The 17,089-nt window shown below is 59.9% G+C and carries 15 protein-coding genes; 6 read left to right on the top strand and 9 right to left on the bottom strand.

Going from position 1 to position 17,089, the window contains the following annotated elements; translation table 11 throughout:
- Nucleotides 1–92: 92 nt before the first annotated feature.
- The 4 genes from ACCD02_RS02660 (at nt 93) to ACCD02_RS02645 (ending at nt 5,083) form a co-directional block, all read left to right on the top strand.
- The gene (locus tag ACCD02_RS02660) at nt 93–881 is read left to right on the top strand and encodes a hypothetical protein (protein ID WP_413298409.1); all 789 of its coding nucleotides are present in this window, start codon (nt 93–95) and stop codon (nt 879–881) included.
- Between the two features lie 173 nt (nt 882–1,054).
- Nucleotides 1,055–1,855 carry a glucose 1-dehydrogenase gene (locus ACCD02_RS02655; protein WP_413298408.1) on the top strand — a complete coding sequence of 267 codons (801 nt, stop codon included), beginning with the start codon at nt 1,055–1,057 and terminating at the stop codon, nt 1,853–1,855.
- Nucleotides 1,848–3,671 (top strand): glycoside hydrolase family 15 protein, encoded by a 1,824-nt coding sequence (locus ACCD02_RS02650; protein ID WP_413298407.1) that lies wholly within the window; start codon nt 1,848–1,850, stop codon nt 3,669–3,671. Before ACCD02_RS02655 ends, ACCD02_RS02650 begins: the two co-directional genes overlap by 8 nt.
- A gap of 275 nt (nt 3,672–3,946) precedes the next feature.
- A complete protein-coding gene (locus ACCD02_RS02645) occupies nt 3,947–5,083 on the top strand; it encodes a saccharopine dehydrogenase family protein (RefSeq protein WP_413298405.1) in 1,137 nt (378 codons plus the stop codon).
- A 5-nt stretch (nt 5,084–5,088) separates the two neighbouring features.
- Here the strand turns inward: ACCD02_RS02645 and ACCD02_RS02640 are convergent, their stop codons facing one another.
- From ACCD02_RS02640 to ACCD02_RS02625, 4 genes are all read right to left on the bottom strand, one after another.
- Nucleotides 5,089–5,382: a metal-sensing transcriptional repressor gene (locus ACCD02_RS02640; protein WP_413298404.1), complete on the bottom strand. Its 294-nt coding sequence runs from the start codon at nt 5,380–5,382 to the stop codon at nt 5,089–5,091.
- 84 nt (nt 5,383–5,466) lie between these two features.
- Nucleotides 5,467–6,780, bottom strand: coding sequence for an MFS transporter (locus ACCD02_RS02635; protein ID WP_413298402.1), 1,314 nt, complete (start codon nt 6,778–6,780; stop codon nt 5,467–5,469).
- Nucleotides 6,781–7,063: 283 nt separating this feature from the next.
- Nucleotides 7,064–8,395, bottom strand: a complete 1,332-nt coding sequence (locus ACCD02_RS02630) for an MFS transporter (protein ID WP_413298401.1) — start codon at nt 8,393–8,395, stop codon at nt 7,064–7,066.
- A 170-nt stretch (nt 8,396–8,565) separates the two neighbouring features.
- Entirely contained in the window at nt 8,566–9,408 is an 843-nt protein-coding gene (locus ACCD02_RS02625) for an EamA family transporter (protein WP_413298399.1), read from the bottom strand.
- 100 nt (nt 9,409–9,508) lie between these two features.
- Between ACCD02_RS02625 and gcvA the strand changes: the two genes are divergently transcribed.
- Nucleotides 9,509–10,435, top strand: a complete 927-nt coding sequence (gene gcvA / locus ACCD02_RS02620) for a transcriptional regulator GcvA (protein ID WP_413298397.1) — start codon at nt 9,509–9,511, stop codon at nt 10,433–10,435.
- Between the two features lie 144 nt (nt 10,436–10,579).
- On the opposite strand, the gene ACCD02_RS02615 is transcribed toward gcvA, so the two are convergent.
- Complete coding sequence (locus ACCD02_RS02615) at nt 10,580–11,536, bottom strand: LysR family transcriptional regulator (RefSeq protein WP_413298396.1); 957 nt, start codon at nt 11,534–11,536, stop codon at nt 10,580–10,582.
- Nucleotides 11,537–11,654: 118 nt separating this feature from the next.
- Between ACCD02_RS02615 and ACCD02_RS02610 the strand changes: the two genes are divergently transcribed.
- Complete coding sequence (locus ACCD02_RS02610) at nt 11,655–12,395, top strand: SDR family oxidoreductase (RefSeq protein WP_413298393.1); 741 nt, start codon at nt 11,655–11,657, stop codon at nt 12,393–12,395.
- A 182-nt stretch (nt 12,396–12,577) separates the two neighbouring features.
- Here the strand turns inward: ACCD02_RS02610 and ACCD02_RS02605 are convergent, their stop codons facing one another.
- The 4 genes from ACCD02_RS02605 to ACCD02_RS02590 all read right to left on the bottom strand — a co-directional run bounded on the left by ACCD02_RS02605 (nt 12,578) and on the right by ACCD02_RS02590 (nt 16,860).
- Complete coding sequence (locus tag ACCD02_RS02605; RefSeq protein ID WP_413298392.1) at nt 12,578–13,807, bottom strand: MFS transporter; 1,230 nt, start codon at nt 13,805–13,807, stop codon at nt 12,578–12,580.
- 61 nt (nt 13,808–13,868) lie between these two features.
- Complete coding sequence (locus ACCD02_RS02600) at nt 13,869–14,771, bottom strand: amidohydrolase family protein (protein WP_413298390.1); 903 nt, start codon at nt 14,769–14,771, stop codon at nt 13,869–13,871.
- 87 nt (nt 14,772–14,858) lie between these two features.
- Nucleotides 14,859–16,052, bottom strand: coding sequence for an L-2-hydroxyglutarate oxidase (lhgO, locus tag ACCD02_RS02595; RefSeq protein ID WP_413298389.1), 1,194 nt, complete (start codon nt 16,050–16,052; stop codon nt 14,859–14,861).
- Nucleotides 16,053–16,140: 88 nt separating this feature from the next.
- Nucleotides 16,141–16,860, bottom strand: coding sequence for a FadR/GntR family transcriptional regulator (locus ACCD02_RS02590; RefSeq protein ID WP_413298388.1), 720 nt, complete (start codon nt 16,858–16,860; stop codon nt 16,141–16,143).
- Between the last annotated feature and the right edge of the window lie 229 nt (nt 16,861–17,089).

The raw sequence follows: 17,089 nt of genomic DNA, 5'->3' as shown, positions 1-17,089 counted from the left end.
GCAAGGAGCCGAATGAATTTGAGTGGGTGGGTCTGGGTCATTAAGATGCAGGGTTCAAGCTTGCTATATCACCGCAGTCAAGGACGTCTCCAATGCTACGAAGCTTCGTTGTTGCTCTCTGTACGTGCCTGTCTTTTTCCGTATTTGCTGCGCTGCCGGCGGCACCGATGAATGACGCCACAGTGGCTAAGATCAATGCCGCTTTCGCGCCAGTAGAAAGTCAGTTCAATCGAGAGCTGAACGCCGTTAAAGGCGATCCCGAAAAATCCGCCGAAGTCATTGGACGCTATTCAAACCGGGTTTTCAGCCAGATCGGCTACAGCCATGATGAGACGGTTTATAAATACCTGACTGATCCAGGTATTGACCCGTTTCAGAAGAATTTTTTTGCCCGGGAAGCCGGTCTTGGCAACGTGATTGCGCAAGTCGCGAGCCAAATTCCAGGCTATGCACAGGGGTATCTGAAAAGTGGAGCACTGACTCAGCGCACCATCGATAGCATAACCAAGGGCAGTACACCCGCGACCGATGCCAAGGAAGTCACTCTCTCTCCCATTGCCGGCTGGCAGTACCCTGCCGATAAATTCGTCAGGGAGTCGCGCATCCGCATGCCGCTTTCTCCCTACAAGGGGGAAGGTCAGTGGGCCGGTTACGTGATGTTCAGAACGTACAGCCCGGATGATTACTATGTCGTGGGTGAGCGCAGCTCCTTCGATACTCAGACACTGGCATTGCTCGACAAGATTATGGCTGCAAAGGGCAATGTCACCGTCGACGGTGCCTATCGCGCTTATCAGGGCAGTAACTACAAGATTTGCATGCTGGACCGGTCCAAGGCGGTGAAGCTCATATTGGCGAAACCGGTAGACACCTACCGTTAGGAAAATTTGGATTTTTTTACGAAAGCCAATGTCGCCAAGATCGCATGCCCTAAACCAACGAGCCTTCCTGCGCCGAATATTCGCTCGTTGATGTTGCGCCGCTGTTAGCTTTTACTGAACTTCGCCCGAATCTCGTCAGTCAGCTCTGTATGACGATCATAAGGCGATAACCCATGCATATCTCGTTGCAGCAACAAGTCGCGCTGGTCACCGGTGCCAGTTCCGGATTGGGTGAAGGTGCTGCCAAGGCCCTGGCGGCTGCCGGCGCGGCAGTGGTGGTGAACTACAACGCCCATGCCGAGCCTGCGGAAAAACTGGTCGAACAGATTCGGGCTGCGGGCGGCCAGGCAGTGGCCATTGGTGCCGATGTGTCCCAGGAAGAGCAAGTCGAGAAGCTGTTCGCCCAAACCCTGGAACACTTCGGCCATCTCGATATTCTGGTGGCCAATTCCGGTCTGCAAAAAGACGCGCCTCTTGTCGACATGAGCCTGGCGGATTGGAATTCCGTGATCAACGTCAACCTGACCGGGCAATTTCTCTGCGCCCGGGCTGCCTTGCGTCAGTTCATCCATCAGGGTATGCGTCCCGGGGTGTCCCGCGCCATGGGCAAGATCATTCACATGAGCTCGGTGCACCAGTTGATTCCCTGGGCCGGACACGCCAATTACGCCGCGTCCAAGGGCGGCGTCGATTTGCTGATGCGCAGCATCGCTCAGGAGGTTGGCGAGCAGCGCATCCGGGTCAACAGCATCGCCCCCGGCGCTATCCGCACCGCCATCAACCAGCAGGAGATGCAAGGCGATGGCGAGGCCAAAATGTTGAAACTGATCCCCTATGGCCGGGTCGGTGAAGCTGAGGATGTCGCCAACGCGGTGGTCTGGCTGGCGTCGGATTTGTCTGACTACGTTCATGGCACGACGTTGTTTGTCGATGGCGGCATGAGCCTGTATCCGGAGTTCCGCAACAATGGCTGATCATGGTGAAGAGGCGCAAAACTCTATCGAGAATCACGGCATCATCGGCGATATGCGCAGCGCAGCGTTGGTGGCCGATACCGGCAGTATCGATTTCTGTTGCTGGCCGGATTTTGACAGTCCGTCGATCTTCAGTGCGTTGCTCGACACCACTGAAGCGGGGATCTTTCAGTTGGCGCCGGATCTGCCCGATGCCCGTCGCCAGCAGATTTATCTGCCGGACACCAATGTGCTGCAGACCCGCTGGATCGCTCAGGACGCGGTGGTGGAGGTCACTGACTTGATGCCCATTGGCCACAACGAGGATGATTTACCACGTCTGGTGCGGCGCATCGAGGTGCGCTACGGCAAGGCCAATGTGCGTATGCGCTGTCGGGTGCGCATGGACTACAGCCGCGCGCGGATGGAGGCGTACATGGACGGTGAGGATGTCTGCTTCGCCGCCGAGGGGCAGCCGGGTATGCGCCTGTCGACCACCACTGCCCTGCGTCTTGAGCAGCAGACCGCGGTTGCCGAATTTTCCATGGAACAGGGGCAGATCATCGAGTTTGTTCTCGGCGGTATCGACGATCCGCAGGTGGTGGCCGGGCAGTGCAGCCGCTATTTCACCGACACCCTGGCGTTCTGGCGGCGCTGGAGCAGCCAGTCTGAGTACCGCGGCCGCTGGCGGGAGATGGTCAATCGTTCGGCGCTGGCGCTGAAGCTGCTGACCTCGCGCAAACACGGCGGCATTGTTGCTGCGGCCACCTACGGCCTGCCGGAAACCCGTGGTGGCGAGCGCAACTGGGATTATCGCTACAGCTGGATCCGTGATGCTTCGTTCACCGTGTATGCCTTCATGCGCCTGGGTTACGCCGATGAAGCCAATGCCTTTATGAGTTGGGTGCGTGAACGCATGGGCGACTGCTGTGCGGATTCGACCAGACTGGGCATTCTCTATGCTCTGGACGGTCGTGAAGAGCTACCCGAAGAACACCTCGCCCATTTTGTCGGTCATGGCGGCGCTGCGCCGGTACGCATAGGCAACGAGGCCTATCGGCAGACGCAACTGGATATCTACGGCGAGTTGATGGATGCGGTGTACCTGGCTAATAAATATGGCGAAGCCATTTCCTACGAAGGCTGGAAACACGCAACGCAGCTGGTGGATCACGTCTGTGAGCACTGGCAGGACAAGGACGTCGGCATCTGGGAAATGCGCGGTCAGGATCAGCATTTCCTGCACTCGCGCTTGATGTGCTGGGTGGCTCTGGATCGTGCCTTGCGTCTGGCTTTCAAGCGTTCCCTGCCGGCACCTTTCGACCGTTGGGATGCGCAACGTCAGGCGATTCACGATGACATCTGGAAGAACTTCTGGAACGCCGACCTGGGCCATTTCGTGCAGCACAAGGGCAGTCGCAATCTTGATGCGTCGATGCTGCTGATGCCATTGGTGCGCTTCGTCGGTGCCAGTGACCCGCGCTGGCTGGCGACCCTGGACGCCATCGAAGGCGCTCTGGTGCGGGACGGCCTGGTTTATCGTTATCGTAACGATGACCACGACGATGGTCTGACCGGTGAGGAGGGAGCATTCACTGCCTGTTCGTTCTGGTATGTCGAATGCCTGGCCCGGGCGGGACGGGTTGAACAGGCGCACCTGGAGTTCGAGCAGTTGCTGCGTTATGCCAATCCCCTGGGCTTGTATGCGGAGGAGTTTGACGTGCATGGCTGCCATCTGGGCAATACGCCTCAGGCCCTCAGCCATCTGGCGCTGATCAGTGCCGCAAGTTTTCTGGATCGCAAACTGGATGGCAGCAAGACCTTGTGGCAGCCCTGAAACTGGTGTCCGCAGCGGCTCCGTTGAAGCAAATGCGGGACCTGATTGTGGGAGTGAATTGTGGGAGCGAATTCATTCGCGAAGGGGCCGGCGAGGTCGATATATCTATATCGTCTGTAATATTCTTTTCGCGAATGCATTCGCTCCCACAAGATTGGCTTCTACCTTCAGCCAAAGGTTTGCTGCGCCGCAGGCACTCTTGAAAAACGCATTGATTCAACCGCCCTGTTCAAGGACAGTTACCCGCTTGGTTGAATCACTCAGGGAAGCGTTACATGGCGTTCAGGGTATTGGTGGTCGGCGGCTACGGGAATTTTGGCAGTATCGTTTGCAGGCATCTGATTGCGATGTCCGGTATCGAACTGGTGATCTCGGGCCGCGATCCGCGCAAGTTGCAGGCCAAGCTCGATGAGTTGCAGGCGTCGTCGGGCAAGGTCTGCGAGGGTTGGTGCGGCAATGCCATGGGCGCCGAATTCAAGTCCGCCCTGGGTACCCTGGATATCCAGTTGGTCATCCATACCGGCGGCCCGTTTCAGGGGCAGTCCTATGCCGTCGCCGAGAACTCCATCGATGCCGGGGTGAATTACTGCGACCTCGCCGATTGTCGGACTTTCGTCAACGGCATCACCGTTCTTGACGCCCGTGCCCGGCAGGCGGGTGTGGCAATTCTCAGTGGCTGCAGCTCGGTGCCGACGCTGTCGTCAGCCCTTATTGATCAGCAGCGCCATCGCTTCCAGCGCATCGACTCCATCGAGCATGGCATTTCCTCATCGGCAAAGATGCCGGGCCTGTCGACCATCGAAGGCGTGCTGGCCTATGCCGGTAAATCTATTCGGCAGCTCAAAGATGGCCAAGTCCATGAGGTCTCAGGTTGGCAAGGCTTGAAACTGCGCAGGATGCCGGATCTGGGCACGCGCCTTCTCGCCAATGTTGACGTGCCGGACCTGGATATTTTCGCCGCCCGCTACGGCGCCCACACTCTGAGCTTTCAGGCCGGGGCCGGGCTGAAGCTCGCCGGTATCGCCAATTTCCTGCTTGCCCAGGCAGTCAAGACAGGCCTGGTCCGTGATCACGCGCCCTGGGCTGCGCGGCTGCATCGCTGCGGGGTGTTGTTTGAAGGCCTGGATGACGGCAAAAGCGCGATGTTCATCGACGTGCACGGCGTCGGCACTGACGGCAAACCCCTGTCCATGACCGTGCAACTCACGGCAAAAAATGGCAAGGGCCCGCAAATCCCCAGTTGTGCCGCCGTGGCTCTGGCCACGAAGCTCGCCGCAGGTTATCTGCCCGAACCCGGTGCCCGGCCGTGCGTCGGGGAAATCAGTGTCGATGAATACATGGCGGCGATCAATGAGCCACAGAGCTTGAGCGTCAGCGTTGAATTTTCTGACGGGCAGGTTTTGCGTCCATAGGCGTATCAGAGGTATTTGGTGATCTGCTTGAAAGCTTCCAGCGGTGCGTGTTCGCCATTGGCCAGGGAATCGACAGTGTCCTCCAGGCAGTGGTCGATATGGTCATGGATCAAGGTGCGCTTGGCCTGGCACACGGCTTTTTCCACAGCATGCAGTTGCTGGGCGATGTCAACGCAGTCACGGCCATCTTCAATCATGGTGATGATGCTGCGCAGGTGGCCATCGGCGCGCTTGAGTCGCTTGATAATGGCTTCATGGGACTGGTGGATATGCCCATGAGGATGTTCATGCTCACTCACGATGTGCGCCTCTTGCCTGGATGATTCAGCCAGGCATCCTATATACCGTGGGGGGAGAGGGTCAAACCGGTGCAACGGGATGACTCAATGGTTCAGGTCTTTTGGCCACCGCGGATGCCGGTCATCGATAATGTAAGGATGACGATGAGTGGGCGCGCCCGCCTCACCGTGATCCGCATCGCCGTCGCCGTCATGGCTATGTTCGATGTACTCCAGGTCATGGGCCGGGCGCCATATAGCCATGCTGCACAGCAGCGCAGCGCCGGCTACCGTAGCCAGGGCCATGAACGAAGTGTTCAAGCCGATTTTTGCCCCGAGCCAGCCCGCCAGTGGATAGGTGATAAGCCAGCATGCGTGAGACAAGGCGAACTGCGCTGCGAACAAGGCCGGGCGGTCTTCCGGGTGGGCAGAGCGGCGCAGCAGCCTGCCGCCGGGCGTCTGGGCCAGGGAATAGCCGATGCCGAGGAAAAACCACAATGGCAGCAGAGCGGCATAGCTGTGCAGCGTCATACCAGCCCCCAGGCCCGCTACCAGGATAGCGCCACCGCCGAGCATGGCGCTGCGGTCGCTGATGCCCTTGAGCATGCGCGGAAGGACCAGGGCCGCGAGCATCGAGCCGCCACCAAACGCCGCCAGGGCGAGGGCCGTCGAGCTTTGCGCCAGACCGAAGCCGGATTGCACCAGCACCACGGTATTGACGATCACCATGGCGCTGGCCGCCGCCACGGTCAGATTCAGCGCAAGCAGGCCGCGCAGGCGCGGCGTCGCCAGAAAAATGCGCAACCCCCGGGTCGTCCGCTCATAGACACTGCGCCGCTGCACGACCTTGGCCTTGGGCAGTACCGTCGTGCAGACCAACGCCGCTGACGCCAGGAAGCCCACGACTGTGCCGGCGAACAGGTTGTGGAAACTCATGACAGTCAGAAGTGCGGCGGCGAGCATCGGGCTGGCGACACTTTCCAGGTCATAGGCCAGACGGGAGAGCGACAGAGCCTTGGTGTAGTCGTCCTCATCCACAAGAATATCGGGGATGGACGCCTGGAACGTCGGCGTGAACGCGGCGGATGCCGATTGCAGGACGAAAATCAGTACGTAGACCTGCCAGACCTCATGAACAAATGGCAACGCCAGGGCGACCAGAGCCCTGATCAGATCAAGGGAAACCAGCAGGGTGCGGCGCGGCAGGCGCTCGGCAAATGCTGCGGCAACCGGGGCGACGCCGATATAAGCGGTCATCTTGATCGCCAGCGCGGTGCCCAGCACGGCACCGGCTTCAGCGCCCGCGAGGTCGTAGGCGAGCAGTCCCAATGCGATGGTTGCCAACCCGGTGCCCACCAGTGCAATGACCTGCGCCAGAAAGAGATGCCGGTAGGTGCGGTGGGTGAGGATCTTGAGCATGATCGGTCTCGGTTTTACCAGGTGGACTTATCCCCCCTGGGAGGATATGAGCGAATGCTAGCCGATGACCTTGGTGGGCTCAAGCAGTACCCACTCAGGTGTCATTTGAAACCGATCAGTGAAGTTTTTCTTTCGTTAAAATTGTCGAACAACAGTACCTGAGCGAGACCCAGGCCTACGAACTGATGCGGACACGGGCGACCAAACTGCATGTAACGGTCGCCGAGGTGTCCGGCATGATCATCGAAGCCCACGAGGCCATGGAGCGGCTTGGCTTGAAACTCTAGCCGGCGTGCCGGACCTTCAGGTCGACTGTTTCGGGCGGCGCCGAACGCGGTACGCGAGCCAGATACAGCCCCAGTACGCCCCCCAGCAGCAGCGCTGCAGATACCATCAGCAGGGCATAGTCGTAGCTCTGCGTGGCGTCCTTGATCCAGCCCATTACTGGCGGCAAGCCAAGGCCGGCGATATTGGCGATGGAGTTGATCAGGGCAATCGACGCGGCTGCCGCAGCGCCGGACAGGTACTCGGTGGTGGTCGCCCAGAACACCGGAGTTGCCGCCCAGTTCAAGCCCACCGCCACCACCAGCAAGGCATAGGCCAGCCACGGATTGCTGGTGGCCACCGCGAGGGCCAGCAATGCCCCGGCCAGCATCAAGGGCACGCCCAGGTGCCAGCTGCGTTCGCGTTTGCGGTCCGAGTGAGTGCCGTTGAGGTACATGAAGATGCAGGCAAACAGAAAGGGCAGGGCCGATAGCACGCTGACGGTAAACGACGCCTGTCCGGACACCGACTTGACGATCAGCGGCAGGAACAGGGTGATGCCGATGGTGCCGAACGCCTGCAATAGCCAGAACAGACTCAGCAACCAGACCTGGCGGCTGCGAAAGGAGGTCTGCCAGGCCGCGTGATGGCTGATGGGCGACGTTGCCTGTTCGGCAGCAATGGTGCGGCTCAGCCACTCTTTTTGTTCGGGTTGCAGCCAGTGGGTGCTTTGCGGAGTTTCCGGCAGATAGCGCAATACGACGATACCCAGTACTACTGCCGGTATCCCTTCGAGCAGGAACAGCCAGCGCCAGCCGCTGACGCCAAAATACCCGTCCAGATGCAGGAAGGCCCCGGACAGCGGCAGACCGATGACCGAGGCCAGGGCAGCGCCTATGTAGAAGAACGACATGGCTTTGGCCCGGTCACTGCGCGGGTACCACTGGGACAGGTAATAAATGATCCCCGGGGTGAATCCGGCCTCGGCGGCCCCCAGCAGCAGGCGCATGCCGTACAGCTGATTGGCGCTCTGCACCAGGCTCATGCTGGCGGCGACGATGCCCCAGGTGATCATGATCCGCGCAATCCAGCGCCGCGCGCCGACCCGGGTGAGGATCACGCTGCTGGGCACTTCCAGCAGTATATAGGTGAGGAAGAACAGGCCCACGCCGATGCCATACATGCGGGCGGTAAGGCCCAGCTCGGCATTCATCTGCAGCGCGGCAACGGAGATATTGGATTTGTCGATGTACGCGACCATGTACAGCAACATCAGGAAGGGGATCAACTTAAGGTTGAGGCGCTTCATGGTGCTGGCGTGCAGGCCCGAGTCGGCGAATGGCTGATGCATGAGACCCCCTGTTATTTTTATGAGAGTGGTAGCGGTGCATCGTTCACCTTAGACGAGGTTGTCGGATGACTCAATATATGATTTAAAGTCCCATATAGTGGGATATCAACTGTGTTGCTTTTTACTGATAGTGTGACCTCCGGATATCCATTTCAGATTCAGTTGGGGGGCTACAGCCCCAGACAAATCGCTCCGACCGCCACCACCACGCACACTGCCCAACGCTTGGCACTCACCGCTTCACGCAGAAACACCCGGCCAATCAGCACCACCATCACCACGCTGGTCTCGCGCAACGCCGAGACCATGCCCATGGCCCCCGATTGCAGCGCCCAGATCACAATGCCGTAGGCACCAATGGACACCAGGCCGCCGACAAAGGACGATGTGACGGCCGCAGGGTTGCTCCGGATCGGCCCCAGCAGCCCGGCCACCCCGCGCCTGGCCACGAACACCAGCACTGTCCCCCAGTAAAACGTGAACATCCACAGGGTATAGGCCAGGGCCTGTCCATCGGACTGACGCACGCCAATGCCGTCGATCACGGTATACAGGGCAATGATCGCGCCGGTGGTCAACGCCGTCAGGGCTGCCGCCCGGGAGACGTGGCGGTCGAGCAGGGCCAGGGTCAGGATGCCCCCCGAGATCAGCGCGATGCCCAGCGCATGGATCGGTGTAATGGCTTCATGGGCGAACAGCGCGGCGCCAAGGGCCACCAGCAAGGGCGAAGAACCCCGGGCAATGGGGTAGGCCACCGCCAGGTCGCTGTTGCTGTAAGAGCGCACCAGATTGATGTTGTAGAAGATATGCACCAACCCGGACGCCACGATATATGGCCACGCCGCTGCGGGTGGTAACGGCAGCATCAGGGCCGCCACCGTGGAGATCAGGGCAATGGCAATGCTCATCCAGGCCATGGACAGGTAGCGATCGCGATTGCCATGCAGCATCGCATTCCAGCTGGCATGGAGCAGGGCGGCCAGGAGGACGAGGCCGCCGGTATAACTGAGCATGGTGTTTTCCAGATCGAAAAGATTGTCAGCAAAATATCTATCTTGGTGTTGGCTGACAAACCAGATAAATTGTCTTTTCACTTCAATAAAACTATTGCGAATGACTCGGCCAATCCCTCCGCTCAACGCGTTGAAAGTCTTCGAGGCCGCAGGTCGACTCGGTAGCTTCAAGGAAGCCGCTATTGAACTGCATGTCACTCAGGGCGCAGTGAGCCAGAGTGTGCGCCTGCTTGAAGACTGGTTCGGCGCGCCACTGTTCGAGCGTCACAACCGGCGTGTGCTGTTGACCCCGCCAGCCAAGGCCTATCTGGAAGCGATCGGACCGCTGTTCGAGCAACTGGCCCAGGCCACTGCAAGGTTTGGTTCGCTGGCCAATGCACCGCGTGTTCTGCGGGTGAATGCCCTGGCGTCTTTTACGTTACGCTGGCTGGTGCCACGGCTGGAGAGATTCCGCACTGAGCATCCCGGCATTGATGTCCGGATAGAGACGTCGAGCAAATCGGTCGAGAGCCTGAAAGACAGCTGCGACATTACCATTCGTGGCGGGCCGGATACGCTCTACGGTTATTCGACCCGGACCTTTCTTTATGAGGAACGGCTGCCGGTCTGTAGCCCCGCGCTCCTGCAACGCCTGCCGTTGCGAACGCCTGACGATCTACAGCAACACACCCTGTTGCATACCTCCAGCCTGCCACGGCTCTGGCCCGACTGGCTGGCAAGCGTAGCCATACCCCGCCTCAAGCCTTCGGCCGAGCTGGTTTTCGATCATTTCTACCTGACCCTGCAGGCGGCCATCGACGGTCTTGGCATCGCCATGGGGCCTATGGCGCTGGTCGCCGACGATCTCAAAAGCGGGCGGTTGGTGACCCCCTTCGAAGGGCCGCGTCTGCCGTCGCGAAGTTATTGCGCTTATGTGCCGGTGGAGAGGCTGGAGGATGAGGCGGTAAAGGTGTTCTGCGCTTGGCTGGAGTGGGAGGGCATGGGGTTGCCGGTATCAGGCACGACGCCAATGTCTGAATTGAAATGACACTTCTGCAGGAGTTGTCACGGCGTCCCTGACACTGCGCTGTCGCGCAGCAGATACAGGACCTGTAGGAGTCGGCTTGCTGGCGATGGTGTAGGGTCAGGCACTGAAGTCGTCGTCTGCTCTATCGTAATCGCCAGCCGGCTCCTACAGAACCGTGTTTTCTGTGCGACAACCTATGATCGCCTTGCTCACCGTCTCATCCCACGGCGTTATCGCCGGAAACAACTCGCCCAGGAACCCGACGAACGCTTTCACATTGGGGCTCCCCCGGCGGCTTTCCGGCCACAGGGCAGTGATGGTGAAGCGTTCTACCGTGAATTGCGGCATGACGGGTACCAGTTCACCGCGTCGGACATAGGGCGCAGCCACGTAGTGGGGGGAGATGCCGATACCGCCGCCAGCGGCAAGCACGGCCGCGACCGCGTCACTGAAATCGACAGTGATCGCTGCCTGTGGGCTGGCCTCCAATGGCCTCCCAGCGACCAGATAAGGCCATCGCAGGCTTTGCCCCGAACTCTGATAACGAAAGTTGATGCATTCGTGGTCTGCCAGATCCTCGGCGGTCACGGGGGTGCCTTTGCGCCGCAGGTAGTCGGGGGAGGCAAAGGCACCGATGCGATGGGGTCCCAAAGGCCGCGAAACCAGGCGCGAATCCGCCAGGTTGCCCACCCGGATCGCTACGTCGATACCTTGCTCGATGATGTCCGTCACCTGATCGCTCAATCTCAGGTCGATCATAAGTTTGGGATAACGCTCGCGAAAGCGGGGCAAGGCTGGTGCCAGGATATTCAGGCCGATGGGCGGGGGTGCGGTGATTTTCAGGGTGCCGGACGGCTCGGCCCGTGACGCGACCGCTGCCTGATCGATCTCTTCCACTTCCTGAAGAATCCGTAACGCCCGCTCGTAAAGGTCCCTGCCTTCCGGCGTCAGGGTCAGTGAGCGGGTCGTGCGGGTAAAGAGCTTGAGGCCGAAATGCTCCTCGAGGCGCTGCACGCTTTTACTGACAGCTGACGGCGATACCGACAACGCTCGTGCGGCGGCTGTATAACTGCCCAATGAGGCTGCGCGGGCAAATGCGATGAGCCCGGTCAGCCGATCCAATCCTATTTGTTCCTTCATAGCACTAGTAAAGCGACTTCTGCCCCAATTATCAATCTTCTCTCCAAACCTTAGTCTTGCTCCATCGAACGCCATTCAGGGGTTCCACAGGAGATTCAACATGACTATCACGCAAACACTGCCCTCCACGCTCAACGACCGCACCGTGGTTATCTTCGGCGGCACATCCGGCATCGGTCTGGCTGCGGCCATACAAGCGAAGGCGGCAGGGGCCAGAGTCATCGTGATCGGCTCCAACGCCGACCGCGCCCGGCAAGCTGCGCTGGATAACGGCCTTGATGGCTGGCGCGCCGCCGATGTGACGCGCAGTGAAGCAATCGACGCAGCACTGGCCGATATTCCCACGGTCGATCATCTGGTGCTGCTGGCCGGTACTTTTGTCGTCGGCACCGTGCTCGTCGCTGAAATCGACCATCTGCGCCGGGCGTTCGAAGAGCGCATCTGGGCTGCCCTGCACGCGATTCGTGCCCTGGGCGACAGGCTGGCAAAAGATGGCTCGGTGACGTTTATTTCCGGCGCGCTGGCCGACCGGCCCAATGCCTACGGCACCGCGGTAATAGCCGCGGCATCGGCGGCCATGGAGGCACTGGCGCGGGGCCTGGCGCTGGAGCTGGCACCAATTCGTGTTAACACCCTGTCCCCCGGCCCGATCAATACGCCGATCTTCAGCAAGGCGTTGGGCGAGGGGCGTGATACCTACGTGGCTGCGCTTGAGCAGACTCTGCCATTGCGTCGGCTTGGTACTGCGCAGGAAGCGGGCTCGGCAGCGGTGTTTCTGATGGCCAATGCTTACATGAATGGCGCCGTGCTCAATATCGATGGTGGCGCACGGCTGGTCTGATCCGGGCCTTTACTGACGGGATGTTGAGGCCAGGAATGAATGTGGGACCGGCGTTCGCCGGGAAGCCGGCAGTTCATTCGATATATTGGTATCGTCTGAGACCGTCTTCCCAGCTGAAGCCGGTTTCGCGATCAGCCAGTGCGTAGGCTGAGTCGACTACCGGCAAACCATGCCAATCCGCCTCAATCCAGTTGTTTGCCTTTGGTTTCAGGCAACAGCATTGTCACCACCAGCACGACAAGATACGCGCCCCCGGCAAACATGCCGATCGCCGCGGCCAGGCTGCTGGTCTGGCTCAGGTAGCCCACCAGGCCTGGAAACAGAGCGCCGATGCCGCGGCCGAAGTTGTAGGCAAAACCCTGACCGGTAGCGCGCACCGCCGACGGGTAGAGCTCGGTGAGGAATGCGCCCATGCCACTGAATATTCCCGAAGCGGAAAAACCCAGGGGGAAGCCGAGGAACAGCATCTGGGTGTTGGTCAGTTCCAGCTGGGTGTAGGCAAAGATGGTGATGCTCGACAGCAGGGCGAAGATGATCAGGTTGGCCCGGCGTCCCAGTTTGTCGGTGAGGTAGGCGCCGCAGATGTAGCCGACAAAGGAGCCGAGAATAATCACCAGCAGATAGCCACCGGTGCCGACCACGGACAGGTGGCGCTCGGTCTTGAGGAACGTCGGCAGCCAGGTGGTAATGGCGTAGTAGCCGCCTTGCACTCCGGTGCATAGCAACGAGGCCAGCAGCGTGGTCTTGAGCAACGCCGGGGAAAAGATCAGCCATGGCGAAACCCGTTGCGCGCTGGCTTGTTGCTGGCGTTGTGCGCGCTGGAATACTTCGGGCTCGGGAACATGTTTGCGGATATACAGGACCAGCAGTGCCGGGATCACGCCGATCCAGAACAGCGTCCGCCATGCCCAGTCTTCCGGCAGCACGGAAAAGGCCAGGGTGTAGAGCAGCGCGGCCGCGCCCCAACCTATGGCCCAGCCGCTCTGCACCGTGCCGACCGCTTTGCCACGATGCTCGGAGCGAACGATTTCTCCCATCAGCACCGAGCCCACCGCCCATTCGCCGCCAAAGCCAAGACCCTGCAAGGCGCGCAGAACGAAGATCTGCTCGAAGTTCTGGGCGAAACCGATCAGCACCGTACACACGGAAAACCACAGGATGGTGATTTGCAGGATGCGCACTCGGCCGTAGCGGTCAGCAAGAATACCGGCACCCCATCCGCCGACTGCGGAAAACAGCAGGGTCACGGTGCTGAGCATTCCGGCCTGTCCCTTGTCGATGTGCCACAGGCTCATAAGGGTGGCGATGACGAAGGTAAAGACCATGAAGTCCAGGGCATCCAGTGCCCAGCCGCCGAAGGCGGAGATAAAGGTGCTTTTTTCTGTTTTGTTGAGATCGCTGAACCAGCTCATGGATAACTCCTGTTGTGCCTGGGCATCACGTCCGCAGGGGGACCTGGGGCAGGGCACCTTCTTATTGTTGTGATTGGAAACCGTAAAGACGTGCAGGGTTGTCGACCAGTATCCGCTTGCGCGTCTGTTCATCCGGGGCCCAGGTCGCCAGCAGGTTGCGCAGCCGTCCCGTATCGGGCATGCGCGACAACGAGACGTGTGGCCAGTCGCTGCCCCAGACCATGCGATCGGGCGCGGTCTCGATCAGTTTCTGCGCCAGGGGCACGACGTCGGCGTAGTCGTCCTGCCAGGACTCACTGATGCGATAGGCGCCCGACAGCTTGGTCCACCAGCCGTACTCTCCTACCATGTGCAATAGCGCCTGGAAGCCTGGGTGATCGAGACCCAGGCTGACCGGCATATGCCCCATATGGTCGACGATGCACGGGCATGGCAGTTTTTTCATACGCGGCATCAGCTCCGGCAATTGCCGCACGTCCATCAAAAACTGCATGTGCCAGCCCATGGGGGCAATGCGCGCGGCCAGGCGTTCCATGGCCTCGAAACCGGTACCGCCGCCGAACAGCACGTTGATCCGCAGGCCCCTGACACCGGCAGCGTGCATCTCGGCCAACTGCTGGTCCGTGACATCCTCCGTGACCACGGCGACGCCGCGCAGTTGCCCGGGATGACGCTTGAGCACTTCGAGCATGTAGCGGTTATCCGTACCGTACACACTGATTTGCACCAGCACGCCACGGCTCATGCCATTGGCGGCGAGCATGGCCAGATATTTGTCCTCGGGTGCAGGCGGTGGCGTATAGCTGCGGCTTTCGACCATCGGATAACCGGCATCGGCAGCGACCACGTGGGCATGGGTATCACAGGCACCAGGCGGGACACTGAAGGTTGCCGGTTCCAATTGATCCAACGGGGCCAGGCACTGTGCGGTCGAACGGGGTATGTCAGGGGTGAAATGGTCCATGTGCGCCTCTTGTTGTTGTACGGAATCCCGCTGCGAGCGCGGATATTCCATTGATTTAAAGGGTGAGTGAAACAAGCGATAAAGCGTTCATCCCGTGCTCAGTACCTTTTGGCAGATCATTTCGCCGATGGGGATCGCCGATGTCGCCGCAGGGGAAGGAGCGTTACAGACGTGGAGCATGCGTGGAGTCTCGAGAAACAGAAAATCATGCACCAGGGTGCCGTCGCGCATGACCGCCTGGGCACGAATCCCAGCTTCGACAGGCTGCAGGTCGTCTAGGGTCAGGGACGGGCAATACTTCTGGCACTGTTGCAGGTAGCCCTGTTTGAAAATCGAGTTCTTGGCCTCGACCAGGCCCGACCGCAAGTTGCTGGCGATGGTCCGCCAGAACCCCGGAAACCGGGCGAACTCGAGCACGTCCCCGGCGGTGGCGGCGAACTTGCGATAATTTTCCCGGGACAGGCTCAACACGGCGTTGGGACCGACCGTGACACTGCCGTCGATCATGCGGGTGAGGTGAATGCCGAGGAACGGCAGTTCCGGGTCGGGTACCGGATAGATCAGATGTTTGACGATCTCGTTCATGGACGGCGGCAGACGGAAGTATTCACCGCGAAACGGCACGATCTGATGGTCGATCTCGAGGCCGGCCAACCGGGCCAGGCGATCTGATTGCAAGCCGCCGCAGACCACCAGTTTTCTGGCTTGCCAGGTCTGCTCTTCGCCGCCGATGAGGACCAGGTCAGTGCTCTCCCTGATGCGGGTCACCCGTTGACCGAGATGGATTTCGCCGCCTGCGTTGCGGATCACGGCGGCCATGGCCGTACAGACTTCAAGGTAATCGACTATTCCGGTGCTTTCCACGAACAGGCCACCCAAGCCGACAATATTCGGTTCACGATTGCGCAGCTCACCGGCATCCACGCGTTCGACCTTGAGGCCGTTTTCTACCGCGCGCGCATGCAACGCCTGCATCCTGTGCAATTCGGCGGCGGTAGAGGCGACCAGCATCTTGCCGCAGACCTCGAAGCGCACGCCCTGCTCGGCGCAGAATGCCTTGGTGGCCTGGGCGCCGCGCTTGCACAGATCGGCCTTGAGGCTGCCGGGTGCGTAATAAACACCTGCATGAATCACACCGCTGTTATGGCCGGTCTGGTGCATCCCCAATTGCGTTTCTTTTTCCAGTAATAGCAGTGAGGCGCCTGGCTGCAGCCGTAGCAGTTGCATTGCCGTGGACAAGCCGACAATACCGCCACCAATTACACAAAAATCATGGATCACAAGCTCCCCCTCGGCAGATACCCGTGACATAAAGTCAGGTTGTCAGACATATAGCGCCAAAAAAGCCCGCTGCCAAGCAGCGGGATGGTTATTTTTTGATTAAGGAACTCTCCGGCAGCACAATCTGCAGTCGCCGCGCGGATGCTTCCAGGTGATCGGTAGCAGCCTTGGCGGCCGCTTGTGCATCGCCTGCTGAAATGGCTTCGAATACCCGTACGTGTTCTTCCTGCGCAGGGTCGGAGCCGACGTTCAGGCGTGCCGAATTCTCCCAGGCACTGCGTCGCGCTTGTGCCAGTTGGCGGCCCAGGAAGTCCAGAAAGGCGACGAAATACTCGTTCTTGCACGCTGCAGCGATGGCGCGATGGAACTCCACATCCGCAGCGGCGGATTTCATCAGGTCATGGGGGTTGGTGGCCATGATCTCCAAGGCATTGCCCATGCGCTTGAGGTCGGCATTGGTGCGCCTGATGGCCGCAACACCGGCTGATTGCGATTCGACCCACAGGCGCATTTCAAACAGCTGCTCCAGGTCGGATCGCTTGCCGCTGAGTTCAGGCAAGCGGAAGACGGTGCCGGTGGGTTTGTCGGAAATGAACGAACCGGAACCGCGTCGGCTGATCAGCACGCCATCGGCCTTGAGCTGTGAAACAGCCTCACGGATTACCGAGCGGCTGACGTTCAGCGTCTCGGCCAGTTCGAATTCCGTGGGCAGGCGGGATTGCGGTGCGAGTCGGCCTGAGTCGATCTCCTGGCGAAGGGAATTGACGACGCGTGCGACAAGGGAATCAGGGCGGTCAAGCTGGAGCATAAAAGGGATCATTTAGTCAGGATGTCAGACATATTTATAGGGTCAGCAGTGTCCGCCGTCAAGGCTCTGAACCGGGTCCCGGATGCGCTGCGGGCCTTGTTGTCTCTGGCTTTGCCAACTGTTGTTCTTGATAGATCACGGATTTCCGGCTCGCCCTTAAGTTCATCTCCTGAACGATCAAGCAGGGGGTGACCGTTGGCTCCGACCTTGTCCGGGCACCCTTTGCTAT

The organism is Pseudomonas sp. Pseusp88, assembly GCF_047303955.1.
In the GTDB taxonomy this organism is placed as follows: domain Bacteria; phylum Pseudomonadota; class Gammaproteobacteria; order Pseudomonadales; family Pseudomonadaceae; genus Aquipseudomonas.
The sequence above is the reverse complement of the archived record's forward strand: the minus strand, read 5'-3'. Positions and strand labels throughout refer to the sequence as shown.

What these genes read in the sequence shown, in the direction of transcription:
- ACCD02_RS02610 (WP_413298393.1), top strand. Translation starts at nt 11,655, where the DNA reads ATGACTATCACGCAAACACTGCCCTCCACGCTCAACGACCGCACCGTG.
- gcvA (WP_413298397.1), top strand. Translation starts at nt 9,509, where the DNA reads ATGACTCGGCCAATCCCTCCGCTCAACGCGTTGAAAGTCTTCGAGGCC.
- ACCD02_RS02655 (WP_413298408.1), top strand. Translation starts at nt 1,055, where the DNA reads ATGCATATCTCGTTGCAGCAACAAGTCGCGCTGGTCACCGGTGCCAGT.
- ACCD02_RS02650 (WP_413298407.1), top strand. Translation starts at nt 1,848, where the DNA reads ATGGCTGATCATGGTGAAGAGGCGCAAAACTCTATCGAGAATCACGGC.
- ACCD02_RS02635 (WP_413298402.1), bottom strand. Translation starts at nt 6,780, where the DNA reads ATGCTCAAGATCCTCACCCACCGCACCTACCGGCATCTCTTTCTGGCG.
- ACCD02_RS02645 (WP_413298405.1), top strand. Translation starts at nt 3,947, where the DNA reads ATGGCGTTCAGGGTATTGGTGGTCGGCGGCTACGGGAATTTTGGCAGT.
- ACCD02_RS02605 (WP_413298392.1), bottom strand. Translation starts at nt 13,807, where the DNA reads ATGAGCTGGTTCAGCGATCTCAACAAAACAGAAAAAAGCACCTTTATC.
- ACCD02_RS02600 (WP_413298390.1), bottom strand. Translation starts at nt 14,771, where the DNA reads ATGGACCATTTCACCCCTGACATACCCCGTTCGACCGCACAGTGCCTG.
- ACCD02_RS02590 (WP_413298388.1), bottom strand. Translation starts at nt 16,860, where the DNA reads ATGCTCCAGCTTGACCGCCCTGATTCCCTTGTCGCACGCGTCGTCAAT.
- ACCD02_RS02625 (WP_413298399.1), bottom strand. Translation starts at nt 9,408, where the DNA reads ATGCTCAGTTATACCGGCGGCCTCGTCCTCCTGGCCGCCCTGCTCCAT.
- ACCD02_RS02660 (WP_413298409.1), top strand. Translation starts at nt 93, where the DNA reads ATGCTACGAAGCTTCGTTGTTGCTCTCTGTACGTGCCTGTCTTTTTCC.
- ACCD02_RS02630 (WP_413298401.1), bottom strand. Translation starts at nt 8,395, where the DNA reads ATGCATCAGCCATTCGCCGACTCGGGCCTGCACGCCAGCACCATGAAG.